Raw genomic sequence first — 19,047 nt, 5'->3', positions numbered from 1 at the left:
ATCTCTCTTCGGGTGTGGCAAACCACACCCCCCTGTACCGTACACTGTACGGCCGTGACCTTGGGACAGTACGCGGCCGTCTTCGAGCCCAGCGACCCGCCCCGGGCGGGGACCGTGGCCTTCCTTGACCCGGCGGGCGAGGGCACCCTCGCCGTCGCCGAGCAGCACGACGGGCACATCCGCCTGCGAGAGGCCGCCGCCACCCGGCTGCCCGTGGCCGGCGCCGTCGCCGCCCTGGCCAGGGCCCGCACCGACGCCGCGGCCCACCCGGCGGCCCGCTTCTGGGGCGCCGCCGCGCTGGTCGCGCTCCAGCTCGTCACCCGGGGCCGCATCCGCCCCACCGTGACCGCCTCCGGCCACGACGCCTGGCGGGCCGGCCCGTTCGACGCCGCCGACGTCGAACGCATCCGCGAGCTCGCCGCCGCCATGCCCGCCGAGGCCCGCGCCACCCCGCTGCCCGAAACGGACGAGCCCCTGCTGCCCGACGCCGAGACGCTGGTGCGGGCCTTCCTGGACGCCGTCGCCGACGCCATGCCGCGCTCCCCCGGCGCCGTCAAGGCCACCGGCACCACCGCCTTCGCCGCCATGCGGCCCGTCAAAGTGCCCCGGCTGCGGCGCTGGGCCGAGGAGACCTCCGCCGGGCTGGACGCCGGGGTCCGGGTGTCGCTGCGGATCGAGGCCGACGACGTGGCCGCCGCGGAGTTCCGCGCCGTCGTGCAGGTCCACAGCCTGGCCGGGCCGTCGCTGGTGGTCGACGCCGCCGACCTGTGGGAGGGCCGCGACCCCGGATTCGGCGGCCGGGCCAGGATCGAGACCACCATCGGGCTGCGCCGCGCCGCCCGCGCCTGGCCCCGCCTGGCCGCGCTGCTCGACAGCGAAGTCCCCGACGAGCTGCCGCTGACCGACGACGACCTGGCCGACCTGCTGGCCGGCGCCGCCGCCCGCCTGGCCGCCGCCGGGATCGAGGTCCACTGGCCGCGCTCCCTCGTGCGCGGGCTGACCGCCCGGGCCGCGCTCGGCCGGCGCGACCCCGCCCCGTCCGACCTGCCGTCGTTCCTCGGCGGTCGCCACCTGGTCTCCTTCGACTGGCGCCTGGCCCTGGGCGGCGAACCCCTGACCGCCGCCGAGATGGACCGCCTGGCCGAGGCGCACCGCCCGGTCGTGCGGCTGCGCGACCAGTGGGTGCTCATCGACCCCGACCTGGCCCGTAAAGCCCGCAAACCCGAGATGGGTGCGCTCACCGGCCTGGAGGCGCTCACCGCCGCACTCACCGGCACCGCCGAGGCCGACGGTGAGCAGGTGCCCGTCGAGCCCGGCGCGTGGCTGCGCGAGCTGCGCGACCGGCTCACCGAGCCCGCAGACATCGCCCCGCCGCCCGGCCTGAACGCGACCCTGCGCGACTACCAGCTGCAGGGACTGCGCTGGCTGGCCCGGATGACCTCGCTCGGGCTCGGCGCCTGCCTGGCCGACGACATGGGACTGGGCAAGACCGTCACCCTCATCGCCCTGCACCTGCACCGCGGCACCGGGCCGACGCTCGTGGTCTGCCCGGCCTCGCTGCTGGCCAACTGGGAACGCGAGATCGCCAAGTTCGCGCCCGGCGTGCCCGTGCGCCGCTTCCACGGCTCCGCCCGCGACCTGGCCGGCGAAGGGTTCGTGCTCACCACGTACGCCACCATGCGCCTGGACGCCCCCCGGCTGGCCGCGCACCCGTGGGACCTGGTCGTCGCCGACGAGGCCCAGCACGTCAAGAACCCCGCCTCGGCCACCGCCCGCGCCCTGCGCGACATCCCCGCCGCCGCCCGCGTCGCCCTCACCGGCACCCCCGTCGAGAACAACCTGTCGGACCTGTGGGCCGTCCTCGACTGGGCCACCCCCGGCCTGCTCGGCCCGCTGCCCCGCTTCCGCGCCCGCTGGGCCAGGCCCGTCGAGGCCGGCGACACCGAAGCGGCCGAGCGGCTGTCGCGGCTGGTGCGGCCGTTCCTGCTGCGCCGCCGCAAGTCCGACCCCGGCATCGCGCCCGAGCTGCCGCCCAAGACCGAGACCGACCGGCCGGTCGCCCTCACCACCGAACAGGCCGCCCTGTACGAGGCGGTCGTGCGCGAGATGATGGGCCGCATCGAGGACGCCCAGGGCATGGCCAGGCGCGGCCTGATCGTCAAACTGCTCACCGGGCTCAAGCAGATCTGCAACCACCCCGCCCAGTACCTGCACGAGACCGCACCCCGGCTGGCGGGCCGCTCCGGCAAGCTGGAGCTGCTGGACGAGCTCGTCTCCACCATCCTCGCCGAGGACGGCGCCGTGCTGGTCTTCACCCAGTACGTGACCATGGCCCGCCTGATCGCCAGGCACCTGGACGAGCGCGGCGTGGACACCCAGCTCCTGCACGGCGGCACCCCCGTGGCCCGCCGCGAGGAGATGGTCCGCCGCTTCCAGGACGGGCGGGCGCCGGTGTTCCTGCTGTCGCTCAAAGCCGCCGGCACCGGCCTCAACCTGACCCGCGCCGACCACGTCATCCACTACGACCGCTGGTGGAACCCCGCCGTCGAGGACCAGGCCACCGACCGCGCCCACCGCATCGGCCAGGCCAAGCCCGTCCAGGTGCACCGGCTCATCACCGAAGGCACCGTCGAGGACCGCATCGCCCGCATGCTGGCCGCCAAACGCTCCCTGGCCGACGCCGTGCTCACCTCCGGCGAGGCCGCGCTCACCGAGCTGACCGACGCCGAACTCGCCGCCCTCGTGGAGCTCAGATGACCGACGCCCGCGGCTTCCCCGCCTTCCCCCGCCAGCGCGCCGGCGCCCGCTTCGCCACCACCTGGTGGGGCCGCGCCTGGATCCGCGCCCTGGAGGACACCTCCCTCGACCGCGACCTGCTGCAGCAGGGCCGCGCCTACGCCAAGACCGGGCAGCTCGGCCCGATCACCGTCAGCCCCGGCCGGCTGGCCGCCGTCGCCGAGCACGAATACGACACCGTGGTCCAGGTCGAACAGCTCACCGCCGCCGAATGGGACCGCTTCCTCGACCAGGTGGCGGCCAAATCCGGGCACATCGCCGCCCTGCTCGACCGCGACATGCCCGCCGACCTCGTGGAGGCCGCCGAGGCGGCCGGCGTGCCCCTGCTGCCCGCCGCCGGCGACCTCGAACCCGGGTGCACCTGCCCCGACTGGGCCTGCCGCCACGCCGCCGCCCTGTGCTACCAGGCCTCCTGGCTGCTCGACGCCGACCCGTTCATCCTGTTGCTGCTGCGCGGCCGCGGCGAACACGCCCTGATCGAAGCCCTGCGCCGCAGAGAACCCCCCACCGCCCCCGGCACCCCGGCCCGCGAAGCCTTCGCCTGCGGCACCCCACCGCTGCCGCCGCCCCCGCCGCCCGGCCCCTTCACCCCGCTCGGCCTGGACCCCGCCCCCGGCGTCGACGTCTCCGCCCTGGAGATCCTGGCCGCCTCCGCCGCCTCCCGGGCGCGCGAACTCCTCACCACCGGCGACCTCCCCCGCCTCACCGAACACCAAGACCTCGTACGCATGAGCGCCGAATTCGGCCTCGACCTCGGCTTGGACGCCGAAGTGGAGGCCTGGCGGCACGACGGCCCCGCCGCCCTGGACGTCCTGGAGAAACCCTGGACCCCCACCCGCCAGGACCTCGCCCGCGCCCGCGCCCAGCTTGAGGCAGCCTGGGAAGGCACCCCGCCCGCCGGCCTGCACACCACCCGCAACCAGTGGACCATCGGCGACCGGCAACTCAGATACGGAAAAGACGGCCGCTGGTACCCCTTCGAGCGCCGCGGCACCACCTGGTGGCCCGCCGGCCCCCCAGAACCCGACCCGGCATCCCTCCTGGACTGATCCCGGCCACCCCGCCAAACGCGGCGGCAGGACCGGCCATCCCCTCGGAGGACGACCACCGTACGGGCAGCCGCGCGGGCAGCCGCCGTGCGGGCAGGTGCCGACCCCCCACCTCCTCCCCAGCCCAGACGGCGGGAGGGCGGCGCCAGCACCCCGCCCTGTGCGGGCAAACGGAGGGAGGGAGACACCAGCACCTACCACTGCGCGGGCCGCCTCTATCTCGGCGGGAGCGTCGCCACAGCCCAGGTGGTGGCAGGGCGGCACCAGCACCCCCGTTACAGCGCGGGCGGGAGCGCAGCTACCTCACCCCGTCGCCCCGGCGCGGGACCACCCCTCAGAGGACTCGCCGCCCTCTCAGTGCGGCGCCTGAAGACGAGCGAGCTCGCCGTTACTGCGGGGGCGGCGCGTAGAACGCGGTGGTGGCGGCGGTCGTGGCGGAGACCTGGTCCGGGGTGGCCCCGGCGGCCTGGAACGCCTCGCCCCAGGCGCGGCTGCTGCGGATGATGAACTCCCTGCCCTCCGGGGTCTCGTGGAAATGCTGCTCGTCCACCTTCTCCCCGCCGGTCAGGTGCAGGGCCAGGCCGAGCAGCCCGAGGTCCCAGCCGACGCCGACCGAGCCGGGACCGTACCGATCCCAGAACTCGGGCGGCACGACCGCCTCGTGCCGCAGCTCCAGCCGGGCACGGTCACCTTCGGCCGCCAGAAGCACCTCCACGTACGACGCAGGCGCCTCGCCCATCACCCACGACACCCGGAGCCGGCGCGGCGGCTCGCACGCCAGGATCTCGCCGCCGGCGTTGCCCTGGAACTGGTAGTTGCCGCCGGGCCGCAGGTCGCCGCTGATCGGCAGGAACCAGCGGGGGATCCGCTCGGCGTTGGTGCAGGCGTCCCAGAGGTCGTCCACGTCGGTGTCGTAGTGGCGGACGATCCGGATGGTCTTGGCCTCGCCGCTCTCACCCACCTCGCGGTGGGCGCGCGTGATCTCGTCGATGATGTCCATCGGGGTCAGCTTTCTGTCGGGTCGGTCTCGCGGGCACGGCGCTCCTTCTTGCCGCGGGCGATCTCGGTGGCCAGCGCGTCGAGGCGCTGCTCCCACAGAGCGCGGAAGCGGCCCAGCCACTGGTCGACCTCGCGCAGCGGCGCTGGGTCGACGGCGTACAGCCGCCGGGTGCCCTGGGCGCGGACGGTGGCGAAGCCGTGCTCGCGCAGCACTTTCAGGTGCTGGGAGACGGCGGGCTGGGAGATGCCGTGCTCGCGCTGGATGACGGCGGTGACCTCGCCGGAGCTCAGCTCGCCGTCGGCGAGGAGCTCCAGGATCCGGCGCCGGACGGGGTCGCCGAGGACGTCGAACGCGTGCACGCCCCCAGTGTTTCAGCAGACCCTTATATAAGTCAAAACGAATAGAGCGCGAAGGTCTTCCGGCACAGATGAGGACGGCGACGCCCGAAGCGCCGCCGCCCGACCCCGCCGGTCAGTGCCGCCGGGAGCGGAACCTCTCGAAAAACCCCTTGGCCTTCTGCTGGTTCTGAGGGTCGCCGGCCATCCGCTTGGCCGAGTCGACCGTCTCCTTGCCCTTCGGGCTGCGCAGATACTCGCGCACCTTCTCCTTCAGCGATGTCATGGCCGCCCCCTACCCTCAAAAGCCGGGGAAACGCCTGGTCACCCCGCCCGGACGGCGATGATCACGGTCGCGTCCCAGCCGGCCGAGCGGACCACCCGCGCCCGCAGGCCGTGCCGGGCTATCGCCGCGACGGCGTGCGCCGCCTGACGCTCACCGGTCTCGAACAGCAGCCGCCCGCCCGGGGCCAGCCACTGCCCGGCGCCCGCCGCCACCCGGCGCAGCACCTCCAGCCCGTCCCCGCCGCCGTCCAGAGCCACCCGGGCCTCGTGCAGGCGCGCCTCGGCGGGCAGCAGCGGGATCTCATCGGTGGGTACGTACGGGACGTTGGCCAGCAGCAGGTCCACCCGGCCACGCAGATCATCGGGGAGCGGATCGTACAGATCGCCCTCATGCACCCGCGCGCCCGGCAGATTGCGGCGCGCACAGGCCACGGCGGCGGGATCGATGTCGGCGGCGTGCAGCTCGACCTCGCCCAGCGCCGCCGCCACCACGGCGCCGAGCGCCCCCGACCCGCAGCACAGATCCACCACCACCGGCACCCCGGCGGGCGCCGCCGCGATCGCCTGCTCGGCCAGGAACTCGGTACGGGGACGCGGCACGAACACCCCCGGATCCACCCGCACGCGCAGGCCGCCGAAACGGGCCCAGCCCAGCACGTGCTCCAGCGGCTCACCGGCGGCGCGGCGCTCCACCAGCCGGGCGAGCGCCTCGGGGGTGGCGGCGGCGCCGGCCAGCAGGCGCGCCTCGTCCTCGGCGAACACGCAGCCCGCGGCGCGGAGCCGGGAGACGACGGCGGAAAGAGACATGAACGCCTTTCAGTGTGTCACGGGCCGAACTTGACAGCCGTAACGGCGCGGCGTTGAATGCTCGGCAGGTCGCGTGACGCCGCCTGGTGGACGGCGGCGGCATGGAGGCCGCGATGCAAGGGGACGATACCGTGACGACTTCACACGGACGCGCCTGACCTGAACCGCGCCTGCGCGCCGTCCCCGCATCCCCATCTTACTTTTCTCGCAGCTACGCCAGCTGTGCGCTCACGCGCGGTCGGCGTGCGGGCTTTCCCTGCCTTCCCATAGGAGAGAGCACCGCATGACCATGGACTTCAACCAGCACGTCATCGACCGGTTCCGCGCCGGCCGGGGCCAGGTCGGACCCCCCTTCGAGGACGCCCGCCTGCTCCTGCTGACCACCACCGGCGCCCGCACCGGCACCCCCCGCACCACCCCGGTCGGCTACCTCCTCGACGAGGACCCCGACCGGCTGTACGTGATCGCCTCGGCGGGCGGCTCACCCCGCCACCCCGACTGGTACCACAACCTCCGCAAGAACCCCCGCGTCACCGTCGAGACCGGCGCCTTCACCTACGAAGCCGACGCGCGCGTGCTGGAGGGCGCCGAACGCGACCGCGTGTTCGCCCGCGCCGCCGAGGCCGACCCCGGATGGGCCCGGTACGAGACGGCGTCCGGCCGCACCCTGCCCGTGGTGGCCCTGGAAGCCGCCGGCCCGCCCGCCCCCGGCACCGCGAGGCCGGGCGAGGGGCTCAAGCTCGTCCACGACGCCTTCCGCAGGGAACTGGCCGTCATCCGCGCGGAGGTCGCCGCGTCCGGCGGCGGCCTGGGCGCGCAGTTGCGCATCAACTGCCTGGCGTTCTGCCGGGGGCTGAGCCACCACCACGGCATGGAGGACGCCCACCTGTTCCCCCACCTGGACCGGCAGTACCCGGAGATCGCCGGCGTCATGGCCCGCCTGCGGCGCGAGCACGAGGAGATGGCCCGCCTCCTGGCAGAACTCCAGCAGCTCCTCACCGGCGACCACCTCGACCGGGCCGCGCTGTCGGCGGAGGTGGACCGGCTCACCGCCGAGGTCGAGGCCCACCTGGACTACGAGGAGGAGAACCTCATCCCGGTCCTCGACGCGATGGCGCCCTAACCGATCCGCACCCGGCGGCTCGCGCCCTCCGACAGGAACGCCGCCAGCTCCTCCCCCTCCGCGGCGACCGCGTCGCGCTCGCCGCGCGAGAGGGTGCGCAGCGGGCTGACCGTCACCGTGCCCGCCTCGGCCTCCCAGGTCGCGGCCACCCGGCCGTCCACCAGGACCGCCCGGTGGCCCGCGACCGACAGGCCCCGGTCGGCGTCGTCGACGATCCGGCTCCGGTCGTGGTAGCCGAGGATCGCGTTGTCGAACGCGGGCAGGAACCGCACCGGCGCCGGCGTGTCCGGGTCGGGCCGCGGCGCGCCGGGCAGATCCAGCAGCTCCCGTCCCCGCTGGTCGCGGAAGGAGACCAGCTCCTCCCGTACCGCCGCCACCGCGCCCGGCAGCCCGGCCAGGCCGCACCACGCGCGCAGGTCGGCCGTGGCGGCCGGGCCGAACGCGGCCAGATAGCGCCGCACCAGCGCCCGGCCCGCCGGATCGGAGCCGTCGGGGGCGGGCGGATCGGGCTCGCGGCCCAGCCAGGACGACAGCAGCACGTTCCGCACCCCCGCCGTCACCCGCCACACCCCGCGCGGCGGCGCCTGCACCACCGGGACCAGCGCCGAGACCACCATCTCCCCCAGCGCCCGCCGCGACGGGCCGGGCCACCGGCCGGACAGCGCCGCCGCCACCTCCGCGAGCGTGCGCGGCGCGCCGTCGGCCAGCAGCGCACGGCCCGCCGCGGCCAGCTCGTCCAGATCCACCCCGGCGAACTCGCTGCGGTAGGCCCCCAGCGTGCGCTGGCGCAGCATGGCTCCGTGACGGGCCCGCCAGGCCAGCGCGTCGCCCGCGGTGACCAGATGAACGGTGCGCCGCATCAGATGGACCCGCACCACCCGCCGCCCGGTCAGCGCCTCCGACAGGCTCGCCGGGTCGAAGCCGCGCAGCCGCGACCAGAGCCCGGTGAACGGCTCCTGCGGCTCCTGCGCCTGCAGCCCGCCCACGTGCGCCACCGCGTCGCCGACCGGCAGATCGGCCCGGTCGAGGAGCAGTTGCCGGGCGAGCGTCGCCCGGTTGAGCGCCCGGGCGCCCAGAACGGTCCGCGTCTTCATGCTGGTATCGGCTCCTTCGATCGGCGCTGCCCGGCGACGATCTCAGGAATCGCGGTCAGGAAGCTTCCGCGATGCGGGTCTTGGCCAAAATGACCGCGTCCCCGCCGATCCGGCCCGCCGTCTCGAAACCCTCGCTCTCGTACAGGGCGATGTTGCGCAGGCTCTTGGCGCCGGTGCACAGCGTGATGCGGGCGCCGTCCGGCGCGGCGGCCTGTGCGGCGCGCAGCAGCCGGCGGCCCAGTCCCCGGCCGCGCAGGTCGGGCACGACGGCGAGCCTGCCCAGCTGCAGGCCGCCGCCGTCGGGGCGGGTTCTGATCATGCCCAGCAGGCGGCCGTCCCGCCACAGGCCGGTGGTGTCCCAGTCCGCCAGCCAGGCGCGTACGTCGTCGACGGTCTCGTGCAGGGGCGCCAGGGCCGTCGTGTCGTTGGCCAGGGCCTCGTCCACCCAGCAGGACCGCTGCAGCACCGTGACCTCGGGCGCGTCATCGGGGGAAAGCCGCCGCAGGTAGGAGCCCGGCAGCGGCCCGGGCACGGCGCCGGCGCGCTCGCGCATCGGGGCCAGCGCCCGCGACAGGCGGACGACCTCCTCCAGCAGGCCCGCCGCCGCCTCGTCGCGGGCCGGGTCGGGGCGCAGGCGGCCGTCCCGCAGCGCCTCGGCGATGCGGATCGCGACCGTGGCCCCGGCCGGCACCAGCCGCAGCGTCGTCACGACCTGCTTGGCGTGCTGGACCGAGCGGGTGCCGGCCGAGGTGTTGCCGTAGCTGACGAACCCCATCGGCTTCCACGCCCATTCGCGGCCGAGGTAGTCCAGCGCGTTCTTGAGGCTCGCCGGCATGCCGTAGTTGTACTCGGGGGTCACCACGATGAAGCCGTCCGCGCCGCCGGCCAGGGCGCTCCACCGGCGGGTGTGCTCGTGCCGGTAGACGCCCGAGGAGGGGTGCTCCTCCTCGTCCAGGAACGGCAGGTTCAGCTCGGCGAGCTCGACCGGCACCAGCTCGGCGCCCAGCTCGGCGGCGCGTTGCTGAAGGGTTTCGGTCAGCCACCGCCGGATGTGCGGGCCCAGCGCGCCGGGGCGGGTGCTGCATCCGAGTACGAGGACACGCGCCACATTCGTTGACATGGAAACGAAGCGTAGGTGGTAGATTGATTACATGTCAACGAACGGGCCGGTGCCTTGGCTGGACGCCGACGAGGAACGCGCCTGGCGCGCCTTCCGGCGCATCATGACCGCCGTGCAGACCGGCACCGCCCACGACCTGGCCGCCATCGGGCTCTCCGAAGCCGACTACGAAGTCCTCAGCACCCTGTCCGAACGCCCCGGCCACACCAGCAGCCTCGGCGAACAGGCCAGGAAGATGGGCTGGTCACGCAGCCGCCTGTCCCGCCACGCCACCCGCATGGAGACCCGCGGCCTGCTGCGGCGCGCCCCCGACGCCTCCGACGGCCGGGGCTGCCTGCTCGTCCTCACCGACGAGGGCCTGGCGACCCTGCGCGCCGCCGCACCGGCCCACCTCGTCTCGGTACGCCGCCACTTCATCGACCGGCTCACCCCCGGCGACCTGGCCGCCATCGAGACCATCGCCCGCCGCCTCGGCCTGAACGATCAGGAACCGAGAAGCGCCCGCCCCCGCCCCGCACCTAGCGTGACCGGCAAGACAACCGGACAGAAGGGCGAGACGTAGATGAGCGACAACCAGGGACTCTCCGAGGCGGAGCGCGCCGCCGTCAGGGAACGCGCCGCCGAGCTCAAGACCGAGGCCCGCCGCGGCCGGGGCTCCGGCAAGGCGGCGGCCGGCGAACGGGCCGTCCTCGCCAAGATCGCCGACATGGCGCCGCCCGACCGGGAGATCGCCGAGCGCGTGCACGCCGTCGTCACCTCCGCCGCTCCCGAGCTGGCGCCGAAGCTCTGGTACGGCCAGCCCGCCTACGCCAAAGCAGGCAAGGTGGTGTGCTTCTTCCGCAGCGGGCAGGCCGACAAGGAGCGCTACTCCACGTTCGGGTTCAGCACGGAGGCCAACCTCGACGACGCCGACGGCATCTGGCCGACCTCCTTCGCCCTCACCGAGCTGACCGAAGCGGGCGAGGCGGCCATCAGGGAACTGGTCAGGAAAGCCGTGAGCTGAGACGTCGTACGGCCGAACGCGTCACCGAGACGGCCGGCTGGTACGCCGCGAGCGAAGCCCCGCCGGGCCCTGGACGGACCGGACGACAATGATCAGATGACGGACACCCGACTGGCCGGCGCGATCCGGCTGCCCGACGGCGGCTGGGTGCGCGGCCGCGGCCTCAGGAACCCCGATCCGGCGGGTGCGGCCCCCGACCGGGGCCTCTACCTGGGCGGCGGCCGGATGCGCCGCCGCCACGACTCCCGGCTGACCTGGCCGCACGAGTGGATCGACTGGCCGGACTTCCTGCTGCCGCGCGACCGCGAGCAGGCGATCCGCCTGATCCGCGACCTGTCGGAATGGACCCGTACGGGCGAGCGGGTCGAAGTCGCCTGCGGCGGCGGCGTCGGCCGCACCGGCACCGTCATCGCCTGCCTGGCCATCCTGGCCGGCGTCCCCGCCGCCGAAGCCGTCGCCTGGGCCCGCACCCACTACCACCCGCGCGCCGTCGAGACGCCCTGGCAGCGCCGCTGGGTCGAGCGCTTCCCCGCCTGAAGCCCCATCGCCACACCCGCTGGGCGCTGAGAGGCCGTATCGCTCTCCGCGCCCGCGAAAGCCTGCCCTGCCGCTGAGGCTGCCCGTGTGACCCACCACCCTTGTGAATGCCAGGACACAGCGGGGGATCAAGCCGCTGTTGCTGACCCATTGGGCGGTTCAGGGTGGAATGTGCGGCAGGTATGGTGAGGAATTGTGGCGACATTCCGGATCAGTGAGGCGGCGGCTCTGCTCGGGGTCAGCTCCGACACCGTCCGCCGGTGGGTGGACTCGGGCAGGCTGGCCGCCGAGCGGGACGAGCACGGCCACCGGCAGGTGCACGGCGCCGACCTGGCCGCGTTCGCCCGCGCCCAGGTCGGGGCCGTCGACGGCGGCCGTTCGTCGGCCCGCAACCGCCTGCGCGGGATCGTCACCGAGGTGATCCGCGACGCGGTGATGGCCCAGGTGGAGATCGCCGCGGGCCCGTTCCGGGTGGTGTCGCTGATGAGCCGCCAGGCCGCCGACGAGCTCGGCCTGGAGCCGGGCGTGGTGGCGGACGCGGTGATCAAGTCCACCAACGTCGTGGTGGAGGTCCCCGGTCACGACCGGGTGGCCGGTCACCCGTGAGGAGCCTTGCCGTGGTGATCAGGCGTCTTCTCCTCGCGCTCGTGCTGGCGCTGCCGGGGTGCGGCTCAGGCGGCGGGGCGCAAGAGGTGACGGTGCTCGCCGCGGCCTCGCTGACCGGCACGTTCACCGAGCTGGGCAAGGCGTTCGAGGCCGCGCATCCGGGCACGTCGGTACGGTTCAGCTTCGGCTCCAGCGCCACCCTGGCCCAGCAGATCGTCCAGGGGGCCCCGGCGGACGTGTTCGCGGCGGCGAGCCCGGCCACCATGAAGACGGTCACCGACGCCTCCCTGGCAGACGCGCCGGCCGTCTTCGCGCGTAACAAGCTGCAGATCGCGGTCCCCGCCGGCAACCCGGCCCACGTCGCGGACCTGAAAGACCTGACCAGGCCTGAGGTGAAGGTGGCGCTCTGCGCCGAACAGGTGCCGTGCGGCGCCGCCGCGGCCCAGGCGCTGCACGCGGCCGGGCTGACCGTCAAGCCGGTCACCCTGGAACAGGACGTCAAGGCCACGCTGACCAAGGTGGAGCTGGGTGAGGTGGACGCCGCGCTGGTCTATCGGACCGACGTGATCGCCGCCGGCGGCAGGGTCCAGGGCATCGCCTTCCCCCAGGCCGATCAGGCGGTCAACGACTACCCGATCGCCGCTCTCACCAAGGCGCCCGCCGGTGAGGCGGCCCGGCAGTTCGTGGACCTGGTGCTGTCGCAGCAGGGCAGGGACGCGCTGGCCAGGGCCGGATTCGAGGCTCCCTGATCCGATGAGTTCCTCTGCGACGCGACGGACCGGCCCGGCGGGCCGGCGAACGGGATCCGCCGTGGCCGGGCGGCTGCCCTGGATTCTGGTGGTGCCCGCCGTCGCCGGGCTGGCCTTCCTGGTGCTGCCGCTGGCCGGCCTGCTCGTACGGGCGCCCTGGCCGACGCTGCTGGAGCGGCTGGCCGAACCGCAGGTGCTGGAGGCGCTGCGGCTGTCGCTGGTGTCGGCCACTGTCGCGACCGCCTTCTGCCTGCTGTTCGGGGTTCCGCTGGCCTGGCTGCTGGCCCGGGTCGAGTTCCCCGGCCGGCGGCTGGTGCGGGCGCTGGTCACCGTGCCGCTGGTGCTGCCCCCGGTGGTCGGCGGTGTGGCGCTGCTGCTGGTGCTCGGGCGGCGCGGGCTGGTCGGGCAGTGGCTGGAGGCCGGGTTCGGGATCACGCTGCCGTTCACCACCGCCGCCGTGATCATCGCGGAGGCGTTCGTCGCGATGCCGTTCCTGGTGATCAGCGTCGAGGGGGCGCTGCGCGGCGCCGACCGCCGTTTCGAGGAGGCCGCCGCCACGCTCGGCGCCTCCCGCTGGACGGTGTTCCGGCGGGTGACGCTGCCGATGGTCATGCCCGGCGTGGTGGCCGGGGCGGTGCTGTGCTGGGCGCGGGCGCTCGGCGAGTTCGGCGCGACGATCACGTTCGCGGGCAACTTCCCCGGCACCACCCGCACCATGCCGCTGGCGGTCTACCTGGCCCTGGAGACCGAACCGGAGGCCGCCATCGTGCTGAGCCTGGTCCTGCTGGCCGTATCGGTGATCATCCTGGCCTGCCTGCGCGACCGGTGGGTGAACACGCCATGACCCTGCGCGCCCGTCTGGTCGTCACCCGGCCCGCCTTCACCCTCGACGTGGAGCTGGAGGTGGCCGCCGGCGAGGTGGTGGCGCTGCTCGGCCCCAACGGCGCGGGCAAGACCACCACGCTGCGCGCCCTGGCCGGGCTGACCGGGCTGTCAGAGGGCGAGATCGTCCTCGACGGCTGCCCCCTGCACACCCTGGCCGCCGAGCAACGCCCGATCGGCATGGTCTTCCAGGACTACCTGCTCTTCCCGCACCTGTCGGCCCTGGACAACGTCGCCTTCGGCCCCCGCTGCCAGGGCACGCCCAAAGCCGAGGCCCGCCGCGTCGCCGCCGCCCTGCTGGAACGCGTCGGCCTCGCCGCCCATGCCACCGCCAAGCCCCGCGAGCTGTCCGGCGGGCAGGCCCAGCGGGTCGCGCTCGCCCGCGCCCTCGCCGTCCGGCCCGGCCTGCTGCTGCTGGACGAGCCGCTGGCCGCGCTCGACGCCCACACCCGGCTGGAAATCCGCTCCCGGCTCCGCCGCCACCTCGCCGACTTCGGCGGCGCCACCGTCCTGGTCACCCACGACCCGCTGGACGCCATGGTGCTGGCCGACCGGCTGATCGTCATCGAGAACGGCGCCATCGTCCAGCAGGGCACCCCGGCGGAGGTCGCCCGCCGCCCCCGCACCGACTACGTCGCCCGCCTGGTCGGGCTCAACCTGTACCGGGGCACCGCCGACGGGGTCCGGGTCAAGGTCGGCGAACTGCTGCTGCACACCAGCGAACACCTGGACGGGCCCGCGTTCGTCGCCTTCCCGCCCGCCGCCGTCGCCCTCTACCGCACCCGCCCCGACGGCAGCCCCCGCAACCTGTGGCAGGCCGTGATCGACGGCATCGAACGGCACGGCGACAACGTCCGCGTCCACCTCGACGGCCCCGTCACCGCCGTCGCCGACATCACCCCCGCCGCCGTCGCCGACCTCGACCTCACCCCCGGCCAGCGGATCTGGGCCTCGGTCAAAGCCGCCGAAACCCACGCCTACCCGGCGTGAGGGCCGGTCCCCGGCGTCACCAACCCCGCTGGCGCCCTGCTCATCGGTAAGCTCTCCGGTCTGCTGCCCGGGGCCGCCCACGTCGAGCAGCTCGCAGACCCCGTGCCGTTCCTGACCGAGCCGGGCAGGGGTTCAGCCTCGGCGGCGCTCAGGAGGCCGGCGGGGTGGTGATCTGGGCCAGCACGATGCCGCCGACGATCAGGGCCAGCGCCGTCATCCTGCCCGCCGACACCGGGTCGTCGTTCAGGACGATCCCCAGTGTGATCGCGCCGACCGCGCCGATGCCGGTGAAGACGGCGTAGGCGGTGCCGACCGGCAGCGTGTTCATGGCGTGCGACAGCAGCCAGACGGCGGCGGCCATCAGGATCAGGCAGATCAGCGTGGGCAGCGGCCGGGTGAAGTTCTGCGTCGGCTTGATGCTCTGCGACCAGGCCACCTCGACCAGCCCGGCCAGCACCAGGATCAGCCAGTTCACCGGGCCGCCTCCTTCAGCGCCGCGGCCAGCGACTCCTCGTGCGCCGCGCGCAGGTGCGCCAGAGCCGGATCGACGCGGGCGTTGACCAGTTCGGCGTGGATGAACCGTACATCCTCGACGTCGAAGTGGCCCGCGAAGAAGTCGCGCAGGTAGCGCTCCTGGTGGTCGTAGGGCTCGCGCGGGGTGCCGGGGCCGTAGGCGCCGCCGCGCGCGCTGGTCACCACGAACGAGCGGCCCGCCAGCGACATGCGCGGGAAGGTGATCTGGTCGAGCCAGGCCTTCAGCGCCGAGGGGATCGAGTAGTTGTACATCGGCGTGCCGATGAGGATCACCTCGGCGGCGAGCACCTCCTCCAGCAGGGGCTCCACCACCGCCCAGGCCCGGCGCCGGGCGGGCGTGCGGACGGCCTCGCGGTAGCGGGCGGGGTCGGTGATCCCGTGCTCCAGGATGTGGTCGCACAGCTCGGTCCAGCCCTCGCCGATGTGCGGTACGGGGTCGGCGGCCAGGTCGCGGTAGACGTAGCCGGCTCCGGGATGGGCGGCCCGCCAGGTCTCGGCGTACACGCCTGACAGCTTCCGCGAGAACGACGTGCGGCGGGCGCTGGCGTCCAGGTGCAGCAGCATGCTGCCTCCCCTTCAGATAAGTGGACACGCTGTCCATTTCACTATAACCGGACGCCGCGTCCACATAAACTCGGGGACATGGAGAGAGCCGACGCCGCGCGCAACCGCGCACGCATCCTGCGGGCCGCCGCCGAACTGTTCGCCGAGCGGCCCCCGCAGGAGGTCACGATGGACGACATCGCCAAGAGAGCCGGAGTCGGCCGGGCCACCCTCTACCGCCGCTACCCCGACCGGGCCTCCATCGCCGTCGCCCTGCTGGATGAGCACGAACGCGACCTGCAAGAACGCCTCCTGCGCGGCGAACCCCCGCTGGGCCCCGGAGCGCCGCCCGCCGAACGGCTGGCCGCCTTCTACGCCGCCATGGTCCGCCTGCTGGAAGACCACTCTCACCTGGTGCTCGGCTCCGAAGTGGGCCGATCCCGCTTCGAGACCGGCGTGTACGGCTTCTGGCGCGCCCACGTCCGCGCGCTCCTGACCGCCGCCGGCACGCCCGCGCCCGACGCGCTGGTCGACGTCCTGCTCGCGCCCCTCGCTCCGGAGGTGTACGACTACCAGCGCACGGTGCTCGGCCTCACCCCGGAACAGATCGCCCGCGCGCTGGCCCGGCTGACCCGCGCGCTCGATCAGTAGGACGCGGCCGGGCGGGTGTGTCCACCTGGGGCACGGTCCCGAAGAACGCGCTCGCGTACTGCTTGACCACCACCTCGCCGTCGGCGGGCGCCACCTCCGACAGCACCCCGTGCCCCCCGGCTGCGGTCTCCCGGCGTTCGACACGCAGCGGGTAGTACGACTCCAGGAACTCGCACGGGAGGTGAACGACGGCCACAGCGCATGCCGGAATGCCGCCGAAGCCGATGGAGTACAGCTAGCCCGCGTACATGAAACGCGGTGAGGAGGAGAACCCCGGCCGGCTTCTTCTGCCCGAGCAGCCCGCCGAACAGGCCGAAGATCCGGCCGATGCCGTGGGCCGGGCACTCCGGCGCGCGGGCGGGATTCCGGACAGGAGGCCGCCGTCGGACCTGCGTGTCACGGAGCAGTCACCGTTGCCGGGGCCTTCGTGAGGTGCCGGACGAGGTAGTTCGTCCAGGTGTGGCGGAAGCTCTCCGCGAGGCGGGACCGCGGGGCGAACAGGTCGAAGGCGTGGTAGGCGCCGGGGTAGAGGTGCAGCTCGACGGGGACGCCGCAGGCGCGCGGCGCAGTCGAGGTCTGCGCGGTCGCCGAGGAACGCCTGCCAGGCCAGGAGATTGGTCGAGCGGTCCCAGATGCCGATGTCGGTGATCTCCCGGCTCGAATCGGTCGTGCCACGGTCGTCGAGCATCGCGTACATCAGCAACTGGAACAGGGGGGTCGCTGCGCCGCGGTCGCGGACCAGAAGGGCGGTGGCGGCGGCGATGCCTCCGCCACCGCTCTGGCCGGCCAGGCCGACTCGGGTGGGGTCCAGGCCGAGATCGGAGGCGTTGTCGCTGATCCACCGGTAGGCGGTGTAACCGTCCTCGGCGGCGCCGGGCGCGGGGGTTTCCGGGGCCAGGCGGTAGTCGACGGCGGCCACGGCACAGCCGAGTGCCGCGCACAGCCGCTTGAGCCACGGGGCGTCCTGGGCGGCGAAGCCGAGCACCTGCCCGCCGCCGTGGAACCACATGATGACCGGCAGCGGTCCGCGCGCTTTCTGCGGACGCAGCAGGGGGATCGGGGCGCCGGGGGGCTTCGGCGCGCGGCACGTGGATCTCGTGGGCGGCGATGGTTCTTCCTCCTGGGCGGGTCTGCGTCAGGAAGAGTCGGGCCGCCGTCCGCGGAAACTTCCAGGTCTTCGAGCAGGCACGGGTGGTGGGGTGGCCAGGGTGGGTTCAGCGGATGGTGGTGGCCGCGGCGGCGAAGTAGTGGCCTTGACGGAGGTCGTCGATGAGGCCGGGCTGGACGGGCTTCCAGCCGAGGAGGTTCCGGGTCCGCGTGCTTGAGGACGGGTTGTCGGCCGTGGCGTGGCCGCTGAGGAAGCCGAAGTGAGCCCCGGCCCGCGTCGCCGGGATACTGACCACAGGCAGGTTCAGCCGGTCGCCGATGGCTTCGGTGATCTCCCGGAAGAGGATCCCCTCGTCGCCGACGCCGTGCAGCCGTGAGCCCGCCGGCGCGGACTCCAGCGCCAGCCTGTACAGGCGTGCCGCGTCCAGCGTGTGTACGGCGGGCCAGCGGTTGACCCCGTCGCCGACGTAGGCGGCGACGCCCGTGGACCGGGCGATGGAGATCAGGGCCGGGATGAAGCCGTTGCGGTCAAGCGTGCTGTGCACGGACGGAGGGAGCCGGACGACGGACGAGCGGATGCCGCGTTCGGCGAGTGCGACCACCGCGTTCTCGGCGTCGATCCGCGGCCCTGCGTCGATCACGTCGGCTTCGGTGGCGGCGTCTCGCAGCCCGGCGAAGGCGAGCAGCATGGTTCCCGACGTGGTGACCAGAGGCTTGCCGGTGCCGGCAAGCGCGTCCCCGAGCGTGTCGATGGCGCGCAGATCGGCTGCGACCGCGCTGTCGAAGTCGCCGGCGAACATGGCGTCGTGCTTGAAGGCCAGGTGGATGACGCCGTCGGCCGCAGCGGCGGCTGCGGTGAGGCTGCCGAGATCGTCGAGGTCGCCTCGGTGCACCTGGGCGCCGGCAGCCGTCAAAGCGGCGGCTGACTTGTCCGAGCGGGCCAGGCCGACGACCTGGTGTCCCGCTGCGAGGAGTTCGGGGACGAGGGCGGAGCCGACGTGTCCGGAGGCTCCGGTGACGAATACGCGCATGGTCTGCGCCTTCCTGCTCTGGCCCCCGTCCGGGGGCCTACGCGATGTCAGTTGCTGACATCACTTTAAACGCTGATGTCAGTCACTGTCATCACCTCGATGTCAGTTTCTGTCATCGCGGATAGGATCGGAGGATGAGCCGCTGGAAACCCGACGCACGAGGCCGCCTGGAGAAGGCGGCGCTGGAGCTCTACAACCACCAGGGCTTCGACGCCACCACCGTTGCGGAGATCGCCGCCCGCGCCGGGCTCACCGAACGGACGTTCTACCGGCATTTCGCCGACAAACGGGAAGTTCTCTTCCCGGGCGGCAACCCCCTCGCCGGCACTCTCGCGGACGCCGCGGCTGCCGCCCCAAGCTCGCTCGCGCCGCTGGAGGTGATCAGCCACGCCCTGACCGAAGCCGCTCCCGTCTTCGAAGAACGCGCAGACCTGGTACGGCAGCGCCAGGCCGTCATCGCCGCCAACCCTGAACTCCAGGAACGCGAACTGGCCAAACTCGCCGCGCTCGTCTCCGCGCTCGCCCACGCGCTGCGCGAACGCGGCCTGGAGACCACCGTCGCAGCACTGGCGGCCGAAATCGGGATCGCCGCGTTCAAGGTCGCCTACGAACGCTGGGTCAACGACCCCGGCCGGCTCACCCTCGCCGAGCACATCCGGGAAACCCTGGATACCGCCAGGCGCCTCACCGCGCCCGCCGAGCATGACGACCTGCCTCGCACGGGCCAAGAGGAATAGGAATCGCCTTGCGGCATCAACCGATCGGTTGATGCCGCAATCCACCGTCCCGCTACCCGGCCGGACGA

Annotated in this window: 22 protein-coding genes; 12 read left to right on the top strand and 10 right to left on the bottom strand. The window is 73.6% G+C overall.

Annotated elements, in window-relative coordinates; translation table 11 throughout:
* Positions 1 to 54: 54 nt before the first annotated feature.
* The gene (locus AB0J42_RS03885) at positions 55 to 2,757 is read left to right on the top strand and encodes a DEAD/DEAH box helicase (RefSeq protein WP_364288569.1); all 2,703 of its coding nucleotides are present in this window, start codon (positions 55 to 57) and stop codon (positions 2,755 to 2,757) included.
* Entirely contained in the window at positions 2,754 to 3,845 is a 1,092-nt protein-coding gene (locus AB0J42_RS03880; RefSeq protein WP_364288567.1) for a hypothetical protein, read from the top strand. The genes AB0J42_RS03885 and AB0J42_RS03880 overlap by 4 nt, the downstream gene beginning before the upstream one ends.
* Positions 3,846 to 4,233: 388 nt before the next feature.
* Here AB0J42_RS03880 and AB0J42_RS03875 read toward each other — a convergent pair whose 3' ends face one another.
* The 4 genes from AB0J42_RS03875 to AB0J42_RS03860 all read right to left on the bottom strand — a co-directional run bounded on the left by AB0J42_RS03875 (position 4,234) and on the right by AB0J42_RS03860 (position 6,272).
* A complete protein-coding gene (locus AB0J42_RS03875; protein ID WP_364288565.1) occupies positions 4,234 to 4,845 on the bottom strand; it encodes an SRPBCC family protein in 612 nt (203 codons plus the stop codon).
* Positions 4,846 to 4,850: 5 nt separating this feature from the next.
* A complete protein-coding gene (locus AB0J42_RS03870; RefSeq protein WP_364288563.1) occupies positions 4,851 to 5,204 on the bottom strand; it encodes a metalloregulator ArsR/SmtB family transcription factor in 354 nt (117 codons plus the stop codon).
* 112 nt (positions 5,205 to 5,316) lie between these two features.
* A complete protein-coding gene (locus AB0J42_RS03865; protein WP_364288561.1) occupies positions 5,317 to 5,466 on the bottom strand; it encodes a hypothetical protein in 150 nt (49 codons plus the stop codon).
* Between the two features lie 38 nt (positions 5,467 to 5,504).
* The gene (locus AB0J42_RS03860; protein WP_364288559.1) at positions 5,505 to 6,272 is read right to left on the bottom strand and encodes a putative protein N(5)-glutamine methyltransferase; all 768 of its coding nucleotides are present in this window, start codon (positions 6,270 to 6,272) and stop codon (positions 5,505 to 5,507) included.
* A gap of 283 nt (positions 6,273 to 6,555) precedes the next feature.
* On the opposite strand from AB0J42_RS03860, the gene AB0J42_RS03855 reads away from it, so the two are divergent.
* Positions 6,556 to 7,395, top strand: coding sequence for a nitroreductase/quinone reductase family protein (locus AB0J42_RS03855; RefSeq protein ID WP_364288557.1), 840 nt, complete (start codon positions 6,556 to 6,558; stop codon positions 7,393 to 7,395).
* Here the strand turns inward: AB0J42_RS03855 and AB0J42_RS03850 are convergent.
* Positions 7,392 to 8,489, bottom strand: coding sequence for a winged helix DNA-binding domain-containing protein (locus tag AB0J42_RS03850; protein ID WP_364288555.1), 1,098 nt, complete (start codon positions 8,487 to 8,489; stop codon positions 7,392 to 7,394). The two genes, AB0J42_RS03855 and AB0J42_RS03850, sit on opposite strands and share 4 nt — an antisense overlap.
* A gap of 55 nt (positions 8,490 to 8,544) precedes the next feature.
* Positions 8,545 to 9,609: an NAD(P)H-dependent oxidoreductase gene (locus tag AB0J42_RS03845; RefSeq protein ID WP_364288553.1), complete on the bottom strand. Its 1,065-nt coding sequence runs from the start codon at positions 9,607 to 9,609 to the stop codon at positions 8,545 to 8,547.
* Between the two features lie 31 nt (positions 9,610 to 9,640).
* Here AB0J42_RS03845 and AB0J42_RS03840 point away from each other — a divergent pair, with 31 nt between their 5' ends.
* The 7 genes from AB0J42_RS03840 (at position 9,641) to AB0J42_RS03810 (ending at position 14,376) form a co-directional block, all read left to right on the top strand.
* On the top strand, positions 9,641 to 10,171 hold the full coding sequence (locus tag AB0J42_RS03840; RefSeq protein ID WP_364288551.1) for a MarR family transcriptional regulator: 531 nt from the start codon (positions 9,641 to 9,643) through the stop codon (positions 10,169 to 10,171).
* Complete coding sequence (locus AB0J42_RS03835) at positions 10,172 to 10,612, top strand: DUF1801 domain-containing protein (protein WP_364288549.1); 441 nt, start codon at positions 10,172 to 10,174, stop codon at positions 10,610 to 10,612.
* Between the two features lie 96 nt (positions 10,613 to 10,708).
* On the top strand, positions 10,709 to 11,149 hold the full coding sequence (locus AB0J42_RS03830; RefSeq protein WP_364288547.1) for a protein-tyrosine phosphatase family protein: 441 nt from the start codon (positions 10,709 to 10,711) through the stop codon (positions 11,147 to 11,149).
* Between the two features lie 195 nt (positions 11,150 to 11,344).
* Complete coding sequence (locus tag AB0J42_RS03825; RefSeq protein WP_364288545.1) at positions 11,345 to 11,755, top strand: helix-turn-helix transcriptional regulator; 411 nt, start codon at positions 11,345 to 11,347, stop codon at positions 11,753 to 11,755.
* Between the two features lie 14 nt (positions 11,756 to 11,769).
* Complete coding sequence (modA, locus tag AB0J42_RS03820; RefSeq protein WP_364288543.1) at positions 11,770 to 12,504, top strand: molybdate ABC transporter substrate-binding protein; 735 nt, start codon at positions 11,770 to 11,772, stop codon at positions 12,502 to 12,504.
* 4 nt (positions 12,505 to 12,508) lie between these two features.
* A complete protein-coding gene (locus AB0J42_RS03815; RefSeq protein WP_364288541.1) occupies positions 12,509 to 13,348 on the top strand; it encodes an ABC transporter permease in 840 nt (279 codons plus the stop codon).
* A complete protein-coding gene (locus tag AB0J42_RS03810; protein ID WP_364288539.1) occupies positions 13,345 to 14,376 on the top strand; it encodes an ABC transporter ATP-binding protein in 1,032 nt (343 codons plus the stop codon). The genes AB0J42_RS03815 and AB0J42_RS03810 overlap by 4 nt, the downstream gene beginning before the upstream one ends.
* 148 nt (positions 14,377 to 14,524) lie before the next feature.
* On the opposite strand, the gene AB0J42_RS03805 is transcribed toward AB0J42_RS03810, so the two are convergent.
* Positions 14,525 to 14,851, bottom strand: coding sequence for a multidrug efflux SMR transporter (locus AB0J42_RS03805; RefSeq protein WP_364288537.1), 327 nt, complete (start codon positions 14,849 to 14,851; stop codon positions 14,525 to 14,527).
* The gene (locus AB0J42_RS03800; RefSeq protein WP_364288535.1) at positions 14,848 to 15,474 is read right to left on the bottom strand and encodes an NAD(P)H-dependent oxidoreductase; all 627 of its coding nucleotides are present in this window, start codon (positions 15,472 to 15,474) and stop codon (positions 14,848 to 14,850) included. Before AB0J42_RS03800 ends, AB0J42_RS03805 begins: the two co-directional genes overlap by 4 nt.
* A gap of 78 nt (positions 15,475 to 15,552) precedes the next feature.
* On the opposite strand from AB0J42_RS03800, the gene AB0J42_RS03795 reads away from it, so the two are divergent.
* Positions 15,553 to 16,104: a helix-turn-helix domain-containing protein gene (locus AB0J42_RS03795; protein WP_364288533.1), complete on the top strand. Its 552-nt coding sequence runs from the start codon at positions 15,553 to 15,555 to the stop codon at positions 16,102 to 16,104.
* Positions 16,105 to 16,339: 235 nt separating this feature from the next.
* On the opposite strand, the gene AB0J42_RS03790 is transcribed toward AB0J42_RS03795, so the two are convergent.
* Together AB0J42_RS03790 and AB0J42_RS03785 are read right to left on the bottom strand one after the other, a co-directional pair.
* On the bottom strand, positions 16,340 to 17,152 hold the full coding sequence (locus AB0J42_RS03790) for an alpha/beta hydrolase fold domain-containing protein (RefSeq protein ID WP_364289119.1): 813 nt from the start codon (positions 17,150 to 17,152) through the stop codon (positions 16,340 to 16,342).
* 166 nt (positions 17,153 to 17,318) lie between these two features.
* Positions 17,319 to 18,242: an SDR family oxidoreductase gene (locus AB0J42_RS03785; protein WP_364288531.1), complete on the bottom strand. Its 924-nt coding sequence runs from the start codon at positions 18,240 to 18,242 to the stop codon at positions 17,319 to 17,321.
* A 134-nt stretch (positions 18,243 to 18,376) separates the two neighbouring features.
* Here AB0J42_RS03785 and AB0J42_RS03780 point away from each other — a divergent pair, with 134 nt between their 5' ends.
* Positions 18,377 to 18,979: a TetR family transcriptional regulator gene (locus AB0J42_RS03780; RefSeq protein WP_364288529.1), complete on the top strand. Its 603-nt coding sequence runs from the start codon at positions 18,377 to 18,379 to the stop codon at positions 18,977 to 18,979.
* Positions 18,980 to 19,047 lie beyond the last annotated feature (68 nt).

The sequence above is a fragment of the Nonomuraea sp. NPDC049649 genome (assembly GCF_040675175.1).
In the GTDB taxonomy this organism is placed as follows: domain Bacteria; phylum Actinomycetota; class Actinomycetes; order Streptosporangiales; family Streptosporangiaceae; genus Nonomuraea.
The sequence above is the reverse complement of the archived record's forward strand: the minus strand, read 5'-3'. Positions and strand labels throughout refer to the sequence as shown.

Coding starts and splice junctions, on each gene's coding strand:
- AB0J42_RS03795 (WP_364288533.1), top strand. CDS start 15,553: ATGGAGAGAGCCGACGCCGCGCGCAACCGCGCACGCATCCTGCGGGCC.
- AB0J42_RS03850 (WP_364288555.1), bottom strand. CDS start 8,489: ATGAAGACGCGGACCGTTCTGGGCGCCCGGGCGCTCAACCGGGCGACG.
- AB0J42_RS03780 (WP_364288529.1), top strand. CDS start 18,377: ATGAGCCGCTGGAAACCCGACGCACGAGGCCGCCTGGAGAAGGCGGCG.
- AB0J42_RS03880 (WP_364288567.1), top strand. CDS start 2,754: ATGACCGACGCCCGCGGCTTCCCCGCCTTCCCCCGCCAGCGCGCCGGC.
- AB0J42_RS03800 (WP_364288535.1), bottom strand. CDS start 15,474: ATGCTGCTGCACCTGGACGCCAGCGCCCGCCGCACGTCGTTCTCGCGG.
- AB0J42_RS03815 (WP_364288541.1), top strand. CDS start 12,509: ATGAGTTCCTCTGCGACGCGACGGACCGGCCCGGCGGGCCGGCGAACG.
- AB0J42_RS03830 (WP_364288547.1), top strand. CDS start 10,709: ATGACGGACACCCGACTGGCCGGCGCGATCCGGCTGCCCGACGGCGGC.
- AB0J42_RS03835 (WP_364288549.1), top strand. CDS start 10,172: ATGAGCGACAACCAGGGACTCTCCGAGGCGGAGCGCGCCGCCGTCAGG.
- AB0J42_RS03840 (WP_364288551.1), top strand. CDS start 9,641: ATGTCAACGAACGGGCCGGTGCCTTGGCTGGACGCCGACGAGGAACGC.
- AB0J42_RS03785 (WP_364288531.1), bottom strand. CDS start 18,242: ATGCGCGTATTCGTCACCGGAGCCTCCGGACACGTCGGCTCCGCCCTC.
- AB0J42_RS03855 (WP_364288557.1), top strand. CDS start 6,556: ATGACCATGGACTTCAACCAGCACGTCATCGACCGGTTCCGCGCCGGC.
- AB0J42_RS03875 (WP_364288565.1), bottom strand. CDS start 4,845: ATGGACATCATCGACGAGATCACGCGCGCCCACCGCGAGGTGGGTGAG.
- AB0J42_RS03810 (WP_364288539.1), top strand. CDS start 13,345: ATGACCCTGCGCGCCCGTCTGGTCGTCACCCGGCCCGCCTTCACCCTC.
- AB0J42_RS03845 (WP_364288553.1), bottom strand. CDS start 9,609: ATGTCAACGAATGTGGCGCGTGTCCTCGTACTCGGATGCAGCACCCGC.
- AB0J42_RS03860 (WP_364288559.1), bottom strand. CDS start 6,272: ATGTCTCTTTCCGCCGTCGTCTCCCGGCTCCGCGCCGCGGGCTGCGTG.
- AB0J42_RS03865 (WP_364288561.1), bottom strand. CDS start 5,466: ATGACATCGCTGAAGGAGAAGGTGCGCGAGTATCTGCGCAGCCCGAAG.